We start from the raw sequence: 17,485 nt of genomic DNA, 5'->3' as shown, positions 1-17,485 counted from the left end.
AAGTAGAACGTAGCGGGCTCGAACGCATTTTATTTTTAATAATGACAGCTAAATCAGAAAAATATTTTTGCAGGATTACGCACTATCCTGATCTGCTGATGGAAACGTTCCATTCCGTGGATCAGGTTCCGTTCCATAGCTTTACTGCAAAAACCTACTACATTTCCAATTTCAAGGACTTCAACACGATTACCCCGAATCTGCTTTAATGCGAGATATCGGGGTTAATTCTCCGGTTCAGGGGAAAATAATTCCAGGTTAAACTTTTCAGGGTAGTCAATCTGCCCATTATACACAGGTTTCCACACCGGAAACCTGCATACAGGCGTCCGGCAATTTAATATGCGACGCTTTGATATAAATACATCCGACGATGAGCAATATAAAAAACCTTGTAATATTGGGCGAAGATGATTTTCGCCTGTTAAAACAATTCACAGAAACTTTTTCTTCCACTGCCAACGGTAATGAAATGACGCTGTCTTATGAATTAAACCGCGCCATTGTGGTAGAAAACAATGAGCTTCCGGAAGATAGTATCCGACTGAATTCAATGGTAAAAGTCAGGGAACTGATTACCAATAAAGAGCTGGAATTCTCTATTGTCATGCCAGCATTTGCGGACATAAAACAACAAAAAATATCCGTTTTAACACCTATGGGTGCTGCATTAATCGGCCTTTGCAAAGGCGAAAAAGTGGAATGGAAAATGCCGGCGGGAATGAAAAAATTTGAAATCCTGGATGTAAGACAGCTTAGAGTTTAAATCATTGTATGTACAGCGGCCATATTTTGCTGCTTTCCCGGTACCTGAAATGTCATCGATATATAAAAATGAAAAAAATAAGGCTTCGTAATTCGGACAGATTAACTACATCTGAAATTATCATTATCGTCATCTGGACGCTAACCATTACTATGTTCTTTATTATTTTATAACTGCTTTAAAGCGGCCGGATATCCTATTATAACCTTGTCCACCTGGGCGAATAAGGTTATAATGGGAATTTTTTGATCGCTAAAATTCAATTATTGAAGCAGTGCGTAATACTTTTTCTGGTTTAACATGGAGAATGCAAGCTTTGGGAAAAGACGGTTCATTGCATAAAGAAATTTTGTCGGCCCTACTCTTATTGTAAATTTGTCCTGATAAATTCCTGATATCAAAGCTTTTACCACATCTTCTGAGGACATTTTTTTTTCATTCAGTCCTTCTGTCATATCGGTATCAACCAAAGGCGGCAGAAGTTCAAACACTTTCACAGCGCTTCCGGTAATTTCCAGGTGTTTCCTCAGCGACTCTGTATAAAACCGCAATGCAGCTTTGGAAGCCGAATACGTTGGAGCAAGCAGCGCAGGCAAATAGCTTAAAACCGATGTTGTGTTGATAATTGCTCCTTTTCTTGTTTTAAGCATTTCAATAAAAAGATTGGTCAGGTGAATTACGGACAGATAATTAATATTCATTTCGTAAGCGGCGTTGTCGTAATTGAGTTCTCCTGCCAAACCAAGGTTACGAGGCTGCGTGCCAACGCCGGCATTGTTGTACAATATGTCGATGCCGCCTAAGCTTTTTATCTGATCGAACAGTTTTTTCGAGTCTTCCTTATTGGACACATCGCAAGCGATTACCTGTATTTCAGGAAGACCTTTTTTCGCCTGATCCAGTTTTGCCTGATTTCTTCCGCAAATGATTACATGCGCTCCCTTCGCCAAAAATTGCCTCGCCGATTCCAGGCCAAGACCCGAAGCTCCTCCTGTTATGAGTACTGTTTTACCTTTCAATTCCATAATTTCTGTTTTTTGAAAATGATCTTTGTATTTTTTAACTACACATTAACAGGCTGATTTTTAAGGATCAGCACTGCCAGGCGTCTTTGAATTTTTATAAACTGATTACTTGCAAAGCTAGATCTAATACTTTATATTTGAAACTAGTTTCCTTTTTGAAAGTACTTTCTTTTCCGAAACTATTAAAAATGAAATTATGGCAAACGGAACAGAATTCACCGCTCATTGCAGGGCACAAATGCAAGCGGTTCAGGATACTCAGGATGTAATCGGCGGCAAATGGAAAATTAAAATTCTGACAATCCTTTATTTTGGAAAAACCCATTTTATGGAGTTGCAGCGCCGGGTACAGGGAATCGGATCAAAAATGCTGTCCCAGGAATTGAGAGATCTTGAAATGAACGGACTGGTTAAAAGGACCGTTTGCGACACCAGGCCTATAACGGTAGAATATGAATTAACGCCGTATGGCTGCACCCTGAAAAATATTATAGGAGATATGGAAAAATGGGGAAGAAAACACCGGCAGAAATTAATTGACGATGAAAAAGAAGGGAAGTAAACTATTACAAGTTTAAACTATCCGGATGAGTTGGTTTGACTTGGATTTAAATATCAGTTTTACCAAATATTTAATATACTTTAAGGGTGTTATTCTATACAGACCGACCAAATTAGCCAGCCATAAATGACAACCCAAGTCCTGATAGTTCTTGCTTTAACCTTTGTAATCAACCTAATAACAACACTTTCCTATTCTGTCAGGATTGTTGGAATACGGACTGGTCGTATTGCAATTTCATTTGCTCTGTTTAATATCCTGGTACTGGTTTCAAGGACGGCCAACGGATTTCAGGCACCTCTTCTTGCCAAAACAGTAGAAAACGATATTAAAAACGGAGTTGCCGGTAACGAATTTATGTTCAGGCTAATTATTGTTTCCTGTACATTGGCCACGCTTTTCGGAGCCTTTCTTATTCCTACATTCCAAAGAGTATTATCAAAAGCGGTTTTGAATTTCAGTTTGCATAAATCAATGCCAAAACTGATCATGCACGGTTTTTCCAAAGCTGGTATTCTTTACTTGAAAGATAATATCAGTATACCGGCAAAAACAAATATTACCCAAATCAAATTTGAAGCCTTCCCCTGGAAAATATTCATTTTGAACATTTTCGCCGTTGCCATTTTAACAATTGGTGTTTTATCGGCCGTTTATGCTTCTTACCTCAATCCGGAATACAGAACAACGGCGAGTAACCTGTCCGCCTTTATAAACGGGTTTGCAACAATCCTCATGTTTGCTATCATAGACCCACATTTATCGGTCATGACAGACGATGTCACACTCGGAAAATGCTCCGAACCCACTTTCAGAAAATACGTGGTTTACATGACTATCGCCCGACTTATCGGTACCGTTGCAGCGCAAATTCTCTTTATACCCTGTGCACAGCTTTTAGCCTGGACAGCTACTAAAATTTGATGGTTTACTTATAACACAGCAAAAGGACTTTTCACCAGTTTTATAACCCGGAATCTTTCATCAAAAAACCTTGTAAATTCGTGTTGTGTATATCACTTGCTAAGCCTAACCCATGAAAAAGTCCACCCTATCTGTTGACCGTCATGCCGCCGATTTACAACATATGATTGACCATGTTTCAATCATACGATATAATTCGGATATAGTAAGTATAAATTCCAGGATCAAATTGCGGCAAAACTTGTTTAGTTTTTTGTTGGAAGGCCAAAAAAGTGTACAATACGCAGAAGCAAAAGTAAAGATTAATCCAAGTCAGTTTTTGCTGCTTTCATCCGGCAATTGCCTGATGAGCGAAAAGATTGCCGCACAAAACGGCCGTTACAGAAGTATTCTGTTTTTTTTCGATAACAAGCTGTTGGTAGATTTCTTCATCCGTCATCCCTTAGTATCTCAGGTTTCAACTAAAAAACACAAAGAAGAACCTTTCCTGGTATTTGAAAAAGACCCATTCCTCATAAACTTCATTGAGTCGCTCGGCTTTATGCTTCTTTCCGGTAAACCTTTAACTGCTGAAATGCAAAGAGTGAAACTGGAAGAATTGCTGATCTACCTAAGTGAGCATTATCCTGAGGAAATCCAACGGCTTCGCAATTCCAAGTACGACGCTGATGATGACTTGCTTGTTCGTCAAGCTGTGACGGCCAATATTTATAATTCCGTAACGGTTGAAGAATTAGCCTTTTTATGTCACATGAGCCTGTCCACTTTTAAGCGACGCTTTGCAAAGGTATATGACACCTCGCCAAATAAGTGGCTTCTTGAAAAACGAATGCAGAAAGCGGCTCAACTATTAAAACAAGGCCAATACAAAGCAAGCGACATATATTTCGACCTTGGGTACGAAAATCTATCAAGTTTTATTCAGTCATTTAAGCAGATTCATGGGATAACGCCTAAACAATATCAGCTCTCAAATTGAACGTTTAGCAACACTTTTTGAACGTCAAACTATCTTCTGCCAGCCTTAATACAGGCTACCTTTGAATAAAAATTCAAACAGGAAGATTATGACAACTTTAACAGAAAATACATTGAGCAACAGTGCCTTGGCACAAACATTTACTTTAAAAAGCACCGAACTTGGAGGTCAGCTGACCAATAAGCAGTACTTTAACGGCATGGGATTTTCCGGCGAAAATCAATCACCTCAGCTTTATTGGGAACATGCCCCCAAAGAAACCCAGAGCTTTGCGGTAACTATGTACGACATGGATGCGCCTACTGGTAGTGGCCTATGGCATTGGGTAATTTTCAATATTCCAGCTGATGTAAATAGGCTCGAACCAGATGCGGGAAATGTTGAAAAATATTTACTTCCAGGCGGTACGATGCAAAGTAATACGGATATGGGTACTCCTGGTTACGTCGGTGCGGCTCCACCCGAAGGCCCAGCACATCGTTACTTAATCACACTTTATGCATTGAGCGAAAAACTTAATTTAGATAAAAATGCCACTCCGGCTTTCGTAGGTTTCAATATGCATTTCATAACCCTGGCCAAAGCCTCGCTCCTGGTTTACGGGCAAAAACAGTAAAGCACATTATTAACTTCTCCGGTTACAAATTGTGGTCAGGTAACAAGAACAATTTGGTCTTATTAGCGTCAAAAAACATCGAAACAAATGAACAAAAAGTATTTTCTGGCATTAGCCAGTTACAATATCTGGGCAAATAATATTGCTGTTGAATGGTTGGAACAAATCAATGAAGAACAATGGAACCAGGTTATCATCAGCAGTTTTAGCAGTATCAGAGAAACGGGAATTCATATTGCCAGTGCCGAAAAAATTTGGATAGACTTCTGGAAAAATGCACCGGATCCGGTTTATTTATCTACGGAATTTGAAGGCAGTAAAAATGATCTAATAGAAATTTGGAGAATAGCATCAACCGGTTTGAAAAATTTCATCGAGACATATCCGGAAGAAAATTATCTGCAACAAATTACTTTTAGATATCCGAAAGGTGGCGAAGGTCAAATGAAATTTTGGCAAACATTTTCTCACATCATTAACCACTCCACCTACCATCGCGGACAGTTAGTAACAATACTGCGTCAGATTGGATTTACAAAGTTTTCTTCTATCGATCTGGCTACTTTCTATCGTTTGACTTGAAATAATTTTAAGCTTTTTATTACTAATTTAACTAAAAACATCCCCTTCACAGCATATGCCATGTTATGAAGGGGATGTTTATGAAAATCGCTTACCGTTACAAACGACAAAGTATAAAAATTCGTAGTTTTCAAACTGCGAATAGCAATCTCCACCAGCAGAAAACCATCAACAATTCCGTATTTATAATGCTAAAAATACTTTGGCAGAAATAAAAATCGACTCTTCTCTTTCAAAATACCAACACTAAAACCAGCCTTTTCAGCCTTAAAACTCCCTCGTACACCTTTTGTCACCGTCATTTTTCCGTCATTTACCTTTTGTACACCACTTTTCAGGTGTGATCAACCTTTTGTATACCCTTTAAAATTGACGGCTAAATTTATCTGCCATACGTTTGCATTGCCTTCCAAAAGCAACATGCTTTAACCCGGTTGGCAAGAAAACTTCAATCATTTTTATAACAAATTTATTTAGCTATTAGCATGAAAAATGTCAAAATCATGCCGAAAAACATCGGCATAAAAACAGTAGTCGCAGGCCTCTTACTATTAGGAGGTTCTGTTGCTTTCGCTCAACAATTTCAGGATCATAACCACCTTGTCGTGGGTGTTTATCAGGTCAGGAACGTTGATAAATTTTGCTTGCTTATTGAAAAAGGTCCAAAAAAGTTAGCCTCTGTACAATTGCTGACAGAAAGTGGAATTGAGCTTTACGGCAGCGCTTTACCCAAAAACAGTGTCAAATTCAGCCAGAAGTTTGATATGACAAATTTAGAGAACGGTAAATACATTTTGCGGGTCAGACAGGGACACCAAGTTATTAGCAAATCCATAGAACTCAGCAGGACTTTACCAAACGATTTACTCTCGGCAAGGACGGTTTCGCTTGTCAATTAAGAAACCAATAAACGCATTCCAAAATCAATTAGTCATAAATAAAACATCCAAAACGAATGAAAATCTTACGTTACAAATTAACATTGGCCGTTGAATTAGTAGTGGCCATTGGCCTGGTTTCCTGCCAGCAGGACAATGTACCAACTCCTGATCTTCCAAATCCGGCTTCGGCACAAGCACTTAGAGACGGGATTTCCGCAAGTATTCCTAAAATGTATCAGCTTATCAAACACGGAGATGCAACCTTGTCCTATTATGAGAATGGGAAATTAAAAAAAGTGAGTTTGGGAGCAAACATACGCGGAAGTTATCTGACCAATATTACGTATGCGTACAGCACCAATTCTATTGTTTCCACTTTAACGAGAAATAGTAAAATCATGCAGGTAATCACCTATTCGCTAGATGCAAACACGGGCTATTGCTATGAATCCAGCCAAATAGATTACATCCCATTAGGAACAAATGCGATACAGGAGCAGGAAACGATACTCTCATATTTGTATAACGGGAAAGGGCAACTGGTAAACGTGACCGACAAAAAAGCTCCAAATTCAAAAACTTTATTTGGCTACAATGTGATAGGTGACTTAAACAAGATAAGCTATTTCGGTTATTCCGGAAGCACGCCCGGACCAAGTTTGCTGGCTGAATCTACCTTCTACTACGAACAATTGGGAGGCGATCCTATTCTTGATGATTTATCACCAGTGAATTTAGAGCAGGCCAATCTTCCGGATCAATACCTTAAAATTTTCGGAAAACAGGGAAAACATCTGGTTAAAATGATCACAGAGAAATCTACTCCTGGCGGGAAGTATTACAATTACACACTAAACAATGACGGCTATGTAACGTCAAGACAGACTTATAATATTTCCGGCGGAGCGCTGGTTGAAACCAGATTATATGATTATCTGGTCACTGAAATCGGGTTTCACCTTTGACATTTACGCATAGAAAAGTCCGGGAGAAATACACAAATCCAGTGTATTTCTCTTCAATCAAAACTTATTAGCAATCCTTAGTCATGAAAAAATTAATAGTATTTAATCCTCACGTTCTTATTTTTCATTTATTACCTGTTGCCTTATTGATGCGACTGGATTCTGTAACGGCCAACTTACGTCATGGCGATATCGTCGGCGCATCGTTGGAGCTTTTCAATGTAATTTTCGGTTCCCACTGGCATAAATACCAGAATCGTCAGCAAAGCCGGTGTGTACCTCCAAATTTAAAATGGTTTGGCAATCTGATTTTAAGCAGTCTGTTATCGCTGACGATGCTGACTTCTATTGCCTGAAATTCAGCTGCGTATGGCAATGGGCGTTACGCAGTAACTAAAATTTAATTCAACATTAAACATAAATCACAAAATGGCTAACGTAAAAACACTGCTCGATGAATGGGCAGTAAAGGATCTTGAAGACGGATCGTCCCTGACTGTAACTGTAATCAACTGCACTGAACTTGGTAACCAGTCATTGCCGGGAATACAGGTACTTTACATGGGAAACACTATCAATTTTGAGCCGAATATTGTTGAGCGCTGGGCATATCAGGCTTCCAAAGCAGGCGATACCGCTTTTTTGCTAACGGATTATTCCTGGACGGCGCATGAAGATCAGTTCATTAAAAATTATCTGGTTCCCGGCTCGCCGCTAAAAGCCCGGGTTGAGGTTAAAACACGCAGTTCCAAAGTGATCATCAAAGAATACGAACTGCCTTTCGAGGTGTAAAAGAGAAGATCGGCGCTTCCGGATTATCCGAAAAACCGGAAGCCCGATCCGCAAAAAAAAACAAGTTTAAAGAACCCTTGTAACGTTTGTATTTATGACTTTCATCAAAATTATTACCGTGATCAACTGGATACTTATCGGTGTCTATGGCGGATTTGTAGTCTGGGCTTTTATTCAGGAAAGCAAACCAAGCCACGAAATGCCGGGTGTAGAATCAATCATTAAAGGAGCCATGTTCCTTATGCTTCTTGTTTTGATCGGTTTGAACATTACAGTGCATCAATGGATGAAAATCCTGGCGATGCTTATTGCGATAGTTCTTCTTTTAATTGTACGCCAGGTCGCAACAAATTAGACTATACCATTAAAATCTCAATCATTAAAACTCAAAAAATATCAATGACAAACTATATGAAAGGCGCCTGTTTAATTACTTTGCTTTTGTTAACCTGGCAAAGTAAAGCGCAAACAAAAAAGGCCGCGGTGAATTATCTGGGAATTCAAGACGCGCTGTCACTTCAAAAAAACACATATCAGCTCGCGTGGTCATCACATCCGGAATCATCGTTTTTCAAACAGGAATATCTGGCCGCAGGTGATGATTTCCCAAATTATAACAAAATGCTTTCCATTGACTTCGCCGTCACTGAATCAAATATTGACCAGTTGGTTGCTGCGAAAATGCGTGAACTCGAACAGCTGAAAAGACCAGATCTGGATGTAAAATTTGAAATTCTTGTCAATTCAGTTTCTGGTGAAAAAATTCTCGATTGTTTGATTACTCAAACGGCACCGAATGACAAAAACAGTTTGGCGGAACGGGATATATTCCGGTTCAAAACCATCAAAGCCAAATCAGGACAGCGCGGAATTATACTTTTGGCGGCAAGCACCAGAAAATACGGAAAGGAAATCAAACCTTTTCTGGCAAAACTGAAAACAGAAAAACAGATTTTGATTGCCGAAGTTGCCAAATTTCCAATGCCGGAGCCGAACATTTCAAAACAATTTTAAACCATAAATAACACTATGAAATCCTTTGGTATTGCGTTGGTAGCGGGTATTGCCGGCTTCATCATCGCGGCGTCCCTAAGCTATTTTTTGATAGGGAAATTTTCATCAAACGGCCACGACAGAAGTGTTGAAGCCAGTATGACAAGCATATTTGTCTTCGGCCCGGTCGGTTTTATTCTTTCATTTATTTCCGGATATATCTGGGCAAAAAATACTTTTCCATGAACAATTCCAATACAGATTCACCTCTTCGCTATTCCGAAAACGGACGCAGCGGCACCATTTATTTTCAAAGTGCAGAAACCAGTTTAGAGATGTGGTATGAACTGGCGATGCCGCCCGCCATCATTATCATGGGCATTCCCGAGCCAAAATACTGGGAAGCGCACACCAAAACTCCTTTATCAAAAAGGGAAGAAATCCTTGGTTTTATTGGCGAACAGGTAATAAAAGACAAGCTTTCCGGAGAAGGCTATTTTCTGATAGACGATAATATATTATCGATTTGTCGTGGAAAGAATCCGAACGCAAACTGAGAAATAGATCTTCACAATAACATCTTTTAGATTTTTTATTGAAATTTGCCTTGATGCCAGTCTTGAAAATTTGCAGCCACGTAATCCGCCAGTCATGAAATCATTTTTTAGCTTTTTACTTCTTTTCGTGTTGGTATTTACAAATGCAAATGCCCAAAAGGAAACACCTCAAAAATCGCTAAATCAACACGTTACGTTTCTAAACCAGTCAACAGATGTCGTGATAAGCCGGTTTGAAATGATATGCAACTATCAGGCGGAGGTAGTTGCGTATCGGAAAAGACCGGAGGTTTTATTGAGATTACCTTCATCAGGTCCGTTGGAGACTTTTTATTATGAAAAAGCTTTGACCGGTAATGGTTTAACTTCAACCGAAAAACAACAGCTCAATGCTGGTGCCAAAACAATCCGGAATCTGCTGGCAGAACTCGATCAAACCAGCAAAACACTTGAAACCTACGTCCGGCTAAAAACATTTCAACAAGATAACCTGAAACAATCTGACGCATACATCGCTGATTTACAATCCATTTTAAACAAATTCAGTACAGAAAAAACTGTTTTCCACAATCAGATTCAACAGGTTTATAACAAATACCAACCTTATCAACCAACGGATCCTTATCTGAAAACCGCAAAACAAATGGAACAGATTTTGATCATTCAGCAGCAATTACTGGACTCTTTACCTTATTATTTAAACGAAGACAAACCGTCGGGCTGGCCGGTCGCCAAAATTCAGGAAAGTATACTAACTGACGAAAAGCTATTATCAGATTTTGAAAAATCGAACTTGAAACTTGCCTATCCGGCATCAAAAGCAGTCAATTCCTTCAAATCAGCGCTTTCAGAAATTCAAAAGCTGAAACGACAAGCTATTGACGACAATAATTTTGCAGCACGGCAATCAGCCCGGCATGGCAATAAAGTTTATATTTCGATGCTGAATGCCTATAACCATGATCTTTTGGCGAGCCACAAGGCTTTTGTTAATTATAGTCCGTCAAACAGGCAGCTGCTCGACTATCCGGAATACAGTCCGGTTTTTGCGTCGGAATCTGCCACAGGTGATACACAAGAAATAAGTCCAACAAAACCTTTTCATGATATTTCAGTTTCTACTTTTAATACAAAGAAAGCTACTCTTCCAATAAATCCGGAAACACTTTTGACGCTGAATCATTATGTGGAATTTATCAATGAATCACTTCGTCAGATGCATTTAATGCAGATATTACTTCGCAATTATCAGTCTTCGGCTGAGTACTACCGGGACCCGCAGGAAGCCAGGAAACGTGCTGCGCTAACGTATTCACACGAGGATTTTAAAAAACCCGTTTCATTATATCAAATTTTAAAAAACTCCGGCTCATCAATCGATCCGTCTTACCGAACTTCTGTTTTTGTGCAGGCAGATATGCTCCTCAACATGTTACAGGAAATGGACGGATTAAGTGTTGAACTGATTTCTTACACGGCTGAAAAGGTATATCTCCATGATCGCCTGACACGCTCCGATGCTATTTTGAAAAGATACCTGGAACTTTTCGAAGGTTTTGACAAGAAAAAAGAACAGCTTTATAACGATTTAAGAAGAATTTTCGAAAGCTACCCGTCTGCAAATCCGGCAAGTTCGTGGATAATTTCCGGAGGTGTTTTACTCAAAACATTGGATCATGACAAGGAAATGCTCTTTGGTGTAAAAGATTATTTGAAAGGTGAAAAGGCTCAAATTCCAGCAAGTGCTAAACTTGAAGCAGACGCCCGGCAACTGATCGTGGATGAATATCAAAATATGAACGGATTGAAACGATTTGGGCGCAGTAATGGTCTTTGCCCCTATTCGCCGTATGAAGATCTGGCTACAAATTCTTCCCGTTTTGCTGAAAAGGCTCAAAAAGTAAAAACGGTCTCGCCAAATTCTACAACCAACCCCTACGAATCATTTTACTATTTTTATAACAATGAACTGGTATATCAGTACAACAAATTTGTAGATCTGGCAAACGGCGGTCTGCTTAAAGTCGTAAATCAGCCAGATATTTTTGCCTTTCGCAAGTTGACAAAACCCAGGTCAGCCGATTTAATAACGGACACTAACAGGCCCGCGGAAAAGAAGACTACTTATGAAGCTCAACCCGATATTTTATCTTCTCCAAAAACAAATACTTCCACAATAGAAACTGCAACGCAGCAAACAACGGAAAACGGTAACACTATTCAAGCCAAACACGATACCGTTTATGTTGAACGCGTACGGATTGATACCATTTACATGGATCGAACCGGCGGGCACCCGGAAAACACTCGGTCGCTGGCAGGTTTTGCACCTAACAATATGGTGCTCTTACTGGATGTGTCCGCTTCGATGGATTCTCCGTTGAAACTTCCTCTGCTTAAACGCTCAATCAAATCACTTTTAACATTGCTTCGGCCGGAAGATCAAATATCAATAGTACTTTATTCAGGCAAAGCACGGGTTGTGCTGAAACCTACCTCAGGCAGCAAATCCGCTGAGATTGCGCGTATGATCGACCTGCTTCAATCAACTGGCGACACCGATGGAAATGAAGGAATTCGCCTGGCTTACAAAGTCATCAACAAACAATATGTACGCGGTGGAAATAACCGGGTTGTGCTCGCTACCGATGGCGAATTTCCTATCAGCGGAGCGGTTCAAAAAATGATTGGCGAAAACGCCCGTCAGGATGTTTATCTAAGTGTTTTTACATTTGGCCGTAATGCGCATACAGGTCAGAAACTAAAAAAACTGAGCGACTTAGGTCAGGGTTCTTATGCACACGTAACCGAAGAAAGTGCAGATTTGCAGCTGATACTGGAAGCACAGTCAAAAAAACTGCCTTGAAATTATTCTTAAAAGTTTTAAAATTTCAGTGCTTTCAGAAAATTATCAATGCCGCTAATGTCACAAATTACCGCCATAATTTTCTCGTCTCCCCCCCTTTTTACCCAAAGGACCGGTATATATTTGATGCTGTAACTTTTACTTATTAAAATAAAAAAGTCAAGGGTATTATGATCTCAAATGATAAAAACCAGACTTCCGGGCCTGGACAGTTCGCTGATGTCAACGGACTAAAAATGTATTTTGAAATTCATGGTAATGGCGCGCCGCTTGTACTGATTCACGGTGGCGGCTCGACATTATATACCACTTTTGGGAAAATATTACCGCTGCTTGCTAAAACATATCAGGTTATAGGTGTTGAACTTCAGGCACATGGACATACCTCCGATAGAAATGCTCCGGAAAGTTTTGAACAGGATGCGGACGATGTTGCCGAACTGTTAAAACAACTGAACATTTCGGCCGCAAATCTTTTTGGTTTCAGCAATGGAGGTAATACCGCGATGCAGGTAGCCATCAGACACCCGAAACGGGTAAGCAAGTTGATAATTGCTTCTGCTTTTTACAAAAAAGAAGGAATGTATCCATGGTTTTGGGATGCCATGCATCATGCCAGTCTTGATAATATGCCGAAAATTTATCAAGATGAGTATTTGAAAATTAACTTCAGCCAGGCAGCGTTACAGAATATGCATGACAAAGATGTGGAGCGAATGCTTTCGTTTCAGGACTGGAAAGATGAAGATATCAGCTCGATTCAAGTGCCTGCTCTGGTAATAAGTGCTGACCAGGACGTTGTTTGTCCGGAACACGCGGTTGCCATGTACCGGTTATTTCCTTATGGAAGACTTACCATATTCCCCGCAAGCCATGGTAGCTATATGGGCGAGATTATGTCACGGGATTCTGACAGCAAAGTGCCCGAATTGTTTGTAGCTATGTTGAATGAATTTCTTGCAGCCACCCTGCCGTAATCCGTCATTTGGTAAAATTCACAACTGATCTTAGGCAGATTTTATAAAATAAATTACAATTTATACATCAGCTGTAAATTAAAACTAAGACGGTAAGCATGTGAATCTATACCGGAGGAAGGAATGACGTAACCAAAAGTTGGCTGGGCAATGACCGATAAATGCTGTGCAAAATTATATATTACTCCCGCACCCACCATTGGTGTTACTTTGGAATTATTGCTCTTGAATACAATGTAACTTTCGGAGCTGGATATGTTTAAACGGCTTGTAGAATTAAAATTCCACAGTGCACCCGCCGAAAAATAGGGAGACAATTTACTTTCAGACGTTTGAAAATTGACTATTACCGGAATGGCAAAATTATGCGATTTGCTACGTCCAGTGTAGTAGGGCACTGCCGGAGTAAAAGTAATATCAGAAACACTTTGCCGGGATTCACTTAACCACAAACCGGTTGAAGCAGACCATTTGGACGAAAAAGAATATCTTCCATTCAAACCGACCCAATAACCCTTTGTTGTTGTTTTAGATTTCATTTCAGTAGTGATTAGCCCGCCTCCAACGCTATATGACGGAACAACAAAGATATTTTTGGAATTAATATGACCATAAAACGGTGCAACTGTTGCTGAAAAAGCAAACTTACTTTGTCCCAAAACCTCTGACGGGGAAAATAAAAATCCTGCCAGAATTATCGCAAAAATAAATAGTGCTTTCATTATTTATCCGTTTAAATATAGGTTTAGGATTATTAGGGATTATTCGGATCTCAATTATAATATCAAATTTAATTAACCACTAATTTACTACGCAATATATATTAAAAAAAGACAAATAAATAGCAATATTCTAATTATCATTTTGAAGCAAAAAGCGCCTGGAAATCATAATTACCTGGCCATTCAACTTTACAAATCGTTAAATTCGATATCCTCAAAAATGCCCTTACAATCCTTGCTGTAAAAGTGTTAAAAGATCATTTCGTCGAATAGCTTAGATTGTTATTTTTTTGCAAAAAAAATAATACATAAGATTTGGATGTATAAATAGGTTTAGTATATTTGAACTATGAATAAGAATGCACAGCAACTGTTAAAAGGCAGTATCAACGCAGTAATATTAAAGCTCCTTTCACAAACTGAACGGATGTATGGATATGAAATTTGCCAAAAGGTAAAGGAAATGACCCACGGCGAATTACGCATAACAGAAGGTGCCTTGTACCCAGCGCTGCATAAGCTGGAAGGAGAAGGAATATTGACAACGCAAACGGAAGTTGTAGATGGCCGTGCCAGAAAATATTACTCCATAGCGAATGACCAGCAGGGAAATGCAGTGGACAGGCTGGCGATGATACAAAATTTCCTCAACCAGCTTCAACTGATACTCGAACCGAAAGATCTGATTTCAATACCCGTAAAATAACAAGCTCCATGAAAATAACACAGGCTCAATATTTCGAGATAGAGGAATTTTTTACAGAAAAATGCAGGCTGGTTGAAACGGAATTCATTGAAGAAATGACCGACCATTTTATTGATGCGATTGAAACTAAACTAACTGAATCAACTCCGTTTGACGCAGCCATGGATTCTACAATTGAAGATTTTGGCGGCCTGGGTGCTATTCAAAAGATGGAATGGCAATACAGAAAAGGTTTTGTAAAAAAACAACTCCAGGTTTTGTGGGCATTGGAGAAAAGCCAGTTTTCCCGGCAAAAGATGTTGAGATCTGGTCTGATTGCAGTTTCATTGACAGCTTTGAGCTTTTACATATCCATTTTTGCAAAGAATAGTCCGGATAATTTTAATTTCTCAAACGGGTTTCTCATCGGATCGGCAGCACTGCCAATTGTGACACTGCCGGTATTTCTTCTGCAAAGATATGTGAAATGGCAGCATCTTTTTGGCGTAGTTAAATCTCAAATGGTTGTACGGGTTTATGCTACTTTTTTACTTTTTCTAATTTCAATTTTATTATTCAAGATAATCTCAGGATCTGAATTTTCAATGCTGATAAAGACATTCTCATACTCTATTTTGTCGACAGCATTTACTTTGTCTTTTATTTCAATTTTTGAATATTCAAAAACATTCGAAGCTGATTATTGGTATAGAACAAGGTAATAAATATTAATTTCTCGCCAAGAAATCTTAGAAAGAAGCTGATAATCAATTAAGATCTTTTAACATTTCTAATAAGGTATAAAGCGAATCGTCAATGGTTTAGATAAAACAACCGTCCTAGTCATATGGCTGTATGAATCAAAACAACCATCGACCAACGCTTTATGCAATATGAAATCACAACCCTTAACACGGAATTTCTATTATTTTGGAATATTTTTTATCGCCTTAGGCATCCTGGCAACTTCTTTTCAGTGTTTGAATTATTTGCAGCACGGCATACAGATTTATACTGTCCCCACATTTTCTTCCTGGCTTGTTCTTACCGCCATCATGGATGTCATTAGCGCATCCCTTTTGCTGAAGTATTATTATCATAAAGCATATCGGCTTACATTTTTCGCAGGTACAATTATCCTCGCAGCATCCACTATTTTCAACATTATTCTTTACATAATACTGGTATTCAAAATATTGTATTCATTCTACATACCTTTTTGTATTATCCTTTTGCTAATCTCGCTTTCATTTTACAGCATTATAATATTTTCAAATTCCGGAAAACGACCTTTGTTAAAATTAGCCGGGATTTTCGCCTTGGTATTGGGAGCGATTTTGCTGACATCTTTGCTATGGAATACCTATTTTCCTTCTCTGCACTTAAAACCGATTTTTGAAAGTATTAACTTTTGGACGTCCTGGTTTTCATGTATTGTTCCGGGTTTGCTTCTTGGCAATTTTATAAGTGAACTCAGACAGATAAAAGATCAGGCTCAAAATTCTGTGAATTACAGAGTAATAGCACCTGTACTGATTGTATTTGTTTCAGTATTTATTTTGGGGCACAAAATGTATACTGAATGTCAGTTTGTAGGTTTTCCTAATCAAATAAGTGAAAAAGCCAAGGGCATGGCTTCCTTGTTTGAAGCAAGGAATTATGTCAACGGCAATAGTGATACGCTGCGTTACCGATTTATGAAACCGCTGGATTACAATCCACAAAACAAATATCCGCTTGTCGTGCTTTTGCATCATGGCGGAGCGCACGGGACAGATAATATTATTCAGGTTGAAGGATCGGATGCTTCATTATTTTCAAATTATGTCAATAAAAGAAAATATCCCGCATTTTTGTTTATTCCCCAATGTCCGCAAAACATAAATTGGGCTGATCCCGCTATGTCTCAATTGACTTTTGAAGCCATCGGTGATTTGGAGAAGCAATTTTCAGTAGATGTAAAAAGGCGTTATGTGATTGGAATATCCGGCGGAGGTATGGGATCCTGGTATTTCATTGGTACGCATCCTGAAATGTTTGCAGCTGCCATACCGATGTGCGGCGGAACAGATGTTGGACTTTCTGATAAAATGACAGATGTTGCGGTCTGGGCATTTCATGGAGACAAGGATCCATTAGCTCCCGTTAGCAGCACACGAAGTATCATTGCCGGAATCAAAAAAGCAGGCGGTCATCCCAAATATACCGAATTTCCAAATGCCGGTCATAACATCGGCAGGCAGGTTCAACAAACCCACGGTCTCTTGGATTGGCTTTTTTCTCAAAAAAAGACTAACAGGTTTTAGAAAAAAGGATCGATTCCGGCTGTCAATTGCCTCTCAAAATTTATAAATCATACTAAACCCATTTAATTTTTACATAATAAATGCGCCTGGCTTGATCATTTCAAATATAACATTTCCAGGATTTTTATTTTCACACGGCACCAATTCTGATTTCTGCTCATGAATAAGGTATCCGTTGTTCAAACGGACGCATAATCAAAAATCATTATGAGAAATTTGTTATTAATTTACATAGGCTCAGGGGTATAAATGGAGCGTAATTCAGTATATAAGGGTATGTAACGGCA

Annotated in this window: 22 protein-coding genes; 20 read left to right on the top strand and 2 right to left on the bottom strand. The window is 39.1% G+C overall.

Features of this window, described 5'->3' with window-relative positions:
• Positions 1-41 precede the first annotated feature (41 nt).
• Together FDK13_RS35540 and FDK13_RS23695 are read left to right on the top strand one after the other, a co-directional pair.
• Positions 42-209 (top strand): hypothetical protein, encoded by a 168-nt coding sequence (locus tag FDK13_RS35540; RefSeq protein ID WP_170982898.1) that lies wholly within the window; start codon positions 42-44, stop codon positions 207-209.
• Positions 210-373: 164 nt separating this feature from the next.
• Positions 374-766: a GreA/GreB family elongation factor gene (locus FDK13_RS23695; RefSeq protein WP_137342493.1), complete on the top strand. Its 393-nt coding sequence runs from the start codon at positions 374-376 to the stop codon at positions 764-766.
• A gap of 263 nt (positions 767-1,029) precedes the next feature.
• Here the strand turns inward: FDK13_RS23695 and FDK13_RS23690 are convergent, their stop codons facing one another.
• Positions 1,030-1,791 carry an SDR family oxidoreductase gene (locus FDK13_RS23690; protein WP_137342492.1) on the bottom strand — a complete coding sequence of 254 codons (762 nt, stop codon included), beginning with the start codon at positions 1,789-1,791 and terminating at the stop codon, positions 1,030-1,032.
• A 196-nt stretch (positions 1,792-1,987) separates the two neighbouring features.
• Between FDK13_RS23690 and FDK13_RS23685 the strand changes: the two genes are divergently transcribed.
• The 15 genes from FDK13_RS23685 to FDK13_RS23615 all read left to right on the top strand — a co-directional run bounded on the left by FDK13_RS23685 (position 1,988) and on the right by FDK13_RS23615 (position 13,485).
• Positions 1,988-2,353, top strand: a complete 366-nt coding sequence (locus tag FDK13_RS23685; RefSeq protein WP_137342491.1) for a winged helix-turn-helix transcriptional regulator — start codon at positions 1,988-1,990, stop codon at positions 2,351-2,353.
• 126 nt (positions 2,354-2,479) lie between these two features.
• Positions 2,480-3,277, top strand: coding sequence for a lipid II flippase Amj family protein (locus tag FDK13_RS23680; protein ID WP_137342490.1), 798 nt, complete (start codon positions 2,480-2,482; stop codon positions 3,275-3,277).
• 112 nt (positions 3,278-3,389) lie between these two features.
• On the top strand, positions 3,390-4,256 hold the full coding sequence (locus FDK13_RS23675; protein ID WP_220417411.1) for a helix-turn-helix domain-containing protein: 867 nt from the start codon (positions 3,390-3,392) through the stop codon (positions 4,254-4,256).
• Between the two features lie 88 nt (positions 4,257-4,344).
• Complete coding sequence (locus FDK13_RS23670) at positions 4,345-4,872, top strand: YbhB/YbcL family Raf kinase inhibitor-like protein (RefSeq protein ID WP_137342489.1); 528 nt, start codon at positions 4,345-4,347, stop codon at positions 4,870-4,872.
• Positions 4,873-4,959: 87 nt separating this feature from the next.
• Positions 4,960-5,454 carry a DinB family protein gene (locus FDK13_RS23665; protein WP_137342488.1) on the top strand — a complete coding sequence of 165 codons (495 nt, stop codon included), beginning with the start codon at positions 4,960-4,962 and terminating at the stop codon, positions 5,452-5,454.
• A 503-nt stretch (positions 5,455-5,957) separates the two neighbouring features.
• Positions 5,958-6,353 carry a hypothetical protein gene (locus FDK13_RS23660; RefSeq protein WP_137342487.1) on the top strand — a complete coding sequence of 132 codons (396 nt, stop codon included), beginning with the start codon at positions 5,958-5,960 and terminating at the stop codon, positions 6,351-6,353.
• Between the two features lie 56 nt (positions 6,354-6,409).
• Positions 6,410-7,300 (top strand): DUF4595 domain-containing protein, encoded by an 891-nt coding sequence (locus tag FDK13_RS23655; protein ID WP_137342486.1) that lies wholly within the window; start codon positions 6,410-6,412, stop codon positions 7,298-7,300.
• 83 nt (positions 7,301-7,383) lie between these two features.
• Positions 7,384-7,656: a hypothetical protein gene (locus FDK13_RS23650; protein WP_137342485.1), complete on the top strand. Its 273-nt coding sequence runs from the start codon at positions 7,384-7,386 to the stop codon at positions 7,654-7,656.
• 73 nt (positions 7,657-7,729) lie between these two features.
• Entirely contained in the window at positions 7,730-8,092 is a 363-nt protein-coding gene (locus FDK13_RS23645) for a hypothetical protein (RefSeq protein WP_137342484.1), read from the top strand.
• A gap of 94 nt (positions 8,093-8,186) precedes the next feature.
• Complete coding sequence (locus FDK13_RS23640) at positions 8,187-8,447, top strand: hypothetical protein (protein WP_137342483.1); 261 nt, start codon at positions 8,187-8,189, stop codon at positions 8,445-8,447.
• 44 nt (positions 8,448-8,491) lie between these two features.
• Positions 8,492-9,106 carry an HI_0983 family protein gene (locus FDK13_RS23635; protein ID WP_229216190.1) on the top strand — a complete coding sequence of 205 codons (615 nt, stop codon included), beginning with the start codon at positions 8,492-8,494 and terminating at the stop codon, positions 9,104-9,106.
• A 15-nt stretch (positions 9,107-9,121) separates the two neighbouring features.
• Positions 9,122-9,331 carry a hypothetical protein gene (locus FDK13_RS23630; protein WP_137342482.1) on the top strand — a complete coding sequence of 70 codons (210 nt, stop codon included), beginning with the start codon at positions 9,122-9,124 and terminating at the stop codon, positions 9,329-9,331.
• The gene (locus FDK13_RS23625; protein WP_137342481.1) at positions 9,328-9,642 is read left to right on the top strand and encodes a hypothetical protein; all 315 of its coding nucleotides are present in this window, start codon (positions 9,328-9,330) and stop codon (positions 9,640-9,642) included. Before FDK13_RS23630 ends, FDK13_RS23625 begins: the two co-directional genes overlap by 4 nt.
• Before the next feature lie 94 nt (positions 9,643-9,736).
• Complete coding sequence (locus FDK13_RS23620) at positions 9,737-12,508, top strand: vWA domain-containing protein (protein WP_137342480.1); 2,772 nt, start codon at positions 9,737-9,739, stop codon at positions 12,506-12,508.
• A 170-nt stretch (positions 12,509-12,678) separates the two neighbouring features.
• The gene (locus FDK13_RS23615; protein WP_137342479.1) at positions 12,679-13,485 is read left to right on the top strand and encodes an alpha/beta fold hydrolase; all 807 of its coding nucleotides are present in this window, start codon (positions 12,679-12,681) and stop codon (positions 13,483-13,485) included.
• Between the two features lie 53 nt (positions 13,486-13,538).
• On the opposite strand, the gene FDK13_RS23610 is transcribed toward FDK13_RS23615, so the two are convergent.
• Positions 13,539-14,207 carry an outer membrane beta-barrel protein gene (locus FDK13_RS23610; RefSeq protein WP_137342478.1) on the bottom strand — a complete coding sequence of 223 codons (669 nt, stop codon included), beginning with the start codon at positions 14,205-14,207 and terminating at the stop codon, positions 13,539-13,541.
• A gap of 349 nt (positions 14,208-14,556) precedes the next feature.
• Between FDK13_RS23610 and FDK13_RS23605 the strand changes: the two genes are divergently transcribed.
• The 3 genes from FDK13_RS23605 to FDK13_RS23595 all read left to right on the top strand — a co-directional run bounded on the left by FDK13_RS23605 (position 14,557) and on the right by FDK13_RS23595 (position 17,198).
• On the top strand, positions 14,557-14,913 hold the full coding sequence (locus FDK13_RS23605) for a PadR family transcriptional regulator (protein ID WP_137342477.1): 357 nt from the start codon (positions 14,557-14,559) through the stop codon (positions 14,911-14,913).
• 8 nt (positions 14,914-14,921) lie between these two features.
• Positions 14,922-15,614, top strand: coding sequence for a hypothetical protein (locus tag FDK13_RS23600; RefSeq protein ID WP_137342476.1), 693 nt, complete (start codon positions 14,922-14,924; stop codon positions 15,612-15,614).
• A gap of 171 nt (positions 15,615-15,785) precedes the next feature.
• Complete coding sequence (locus FDK13_RS23595; RefSeq protein ID WP_137342475.1) at positions 15,786-17,198, top strand: carboxylesterase family protein; 1,413 nt, start codon at positions 15,786-15,788, stop codon at positions 17,196-17,198.
• The last annotated feature ends 287 nt before the right edge of the window (positions 17,199-17,485 follow it).

Source organism: Dyadobacter frigoris (genome assembly GCF_005280585.1).
In the GTDB taxonomy this organism is placed as follows: domain Bacteria; phylum Bacteroidota; class Bacteroidia; order Cytophagales; family Spirosomataceae; genus Dyadobacter; species Dyadobacter frigoris.
This window is presented reverse-complemented; position numbering and strand designations above follow the sequence as displayed.

Coding starts and splice junctions, on each gene's coding strand:
- FDK13_RS23610 (WP_137342478.1), bottom strand. CDS start 14,207: ATGAAAGCACTATTTATTTTTGCGATAATTCTGGCAGGATTTTTATTT.
- FDK13_RS23605 (WP_137342477.1), top strand. CDS start 14,557: ATGAATAAGAATGCACAGCAACTGTTAAAAGGCAGTATCAACGCAGTA.
- FDK13_RS35540 (WP_170982898.1), top strand. CDS start 42: ATGACAGCTAAATCAGAAAAATATTTTTGCAGGATTACGCACTATCCT.
- FDK13_RS23635 (WP_229216190.1), top strand. CDS start 8,492: ATGACAAACTATATGAAAGGCGCCTGTTTAATTACTTTGCTTTTGTTA.
- FDK13_RS23670 (WP_137342489.1), top strand. CDS start 4,345: ATGACAACTTTAACAGAAAATACATTGAGCAACAGTGCCTTGGCACAA.
- FDK13_RS23600 (WP_137342476.1), top strand. CDS start 14,922: ATGAAAATAACACAGGCTCAATATTTCGAGATAGAGGAATTTTTTACA.
- FDK13_RS23630 (WP_137342482.1), top strand. CDS start 9,122: ATGAAATCCTTTGGTATTGCGTTGGTAGCGGGTATTGCCGGCTTCATC.
- FDK13_RS23690 (WP_137342492.1), bottom strand. CDS start 1,791: ATGGAATTGAAAGGTAAAACAGTACTCATAACAGGAGGAGCTTCGGGT.
- FDK13_RS23665 (WP_137342488.1), top strand. CDS start 4,960: ATGAACAAAAAGTATTTTCTGGCATTAGCCAGTTACAATATCTGGGCA.
- FDK13_RS23640 (WP_137342483.1), top strand. CDS start 8,187: ATGACTTTCATCAAAATTATTACCGTGATCAACTGGATACTTATCGGT.
- FDK13_RS23660 (WP_137342487.1), top strand. CDS start 5,958: ATGCCGAAAAACATCGGCATAAAAACAGTAGTCGCAGGCCTCTTACTA.
- FDK13_RS23645 (WP_137342484.1), top strand. CDS start 7,730: ATGGCTAACGTAAAAACACTGCTCGATGAATGGGCAGTAAAGGATCTT.
- FDK13_RS23695 (WP_137342493.1), top strand. CDS start 374: ATGAGCAATATAAAAAACCTTGTAATATTGGGCGAAGATGATTTTCGC.
- FDK13_RS23650 (WP_137342485.1), top strand. CDS start 7,384: ATGAAAAAATTAATAGTATTTAATCCTCACGTTCTTATTTTTCATTTA.
- FDK13_RS23615 (WP_137342479.1), top strand. CDS start 12,679: ATGATCTCAAATGATAAAAACCAGACTTCCGGGCCTGGACAGTTCGCT.
- FDK13_RS23675 (WP_220417411.1), top strand. CDS start 3,390: ATGAAAAAGTCCACCCTATCTGTTGACCGTCATGCCGCCGATTTACAA.
- FDK13_RS23655 (WP_137342486.1), top strand. CDS start 6,410: ATGAAAATCTTACGTTACAAATTAACATTGGCCGTTGAATTAGTAGTG.
- FDK13_RS23595 (WP_137342475.1), top strand. CDS start 15,786: ATGAAATCACAACCCTTAACACGGAATTTCTATTATTTTGGAATATTT.
- FDK13_RS23625 (WP_137342481.1), top strand. CDS start 9,328: ATGAACAATTCCAATACAGATTCACCTCTTCGCTATTCCGAAAACGGA.
- FDK13_RS23685 (WP_137342491.1), top strand. CDS start 1,988: ATGGCAAACGGAACAGAATTCACCGCTCATTGCAGGGCACAAATGCAA.
- FDK13_RS23680 (WP_137342490.1), top strand. CDS start 2,480: ATGACAACCCAAGTCCTGATAGTTCTTGCTTTAACCTTTGTAATCAAC.
- FDK13_RS23620 (WP_137342480.1), top strand. CDS start 9,737: ATGAAATCATTTTTTAGCTTTTTACTTCTTTTCGTGTTGGTATTTACA.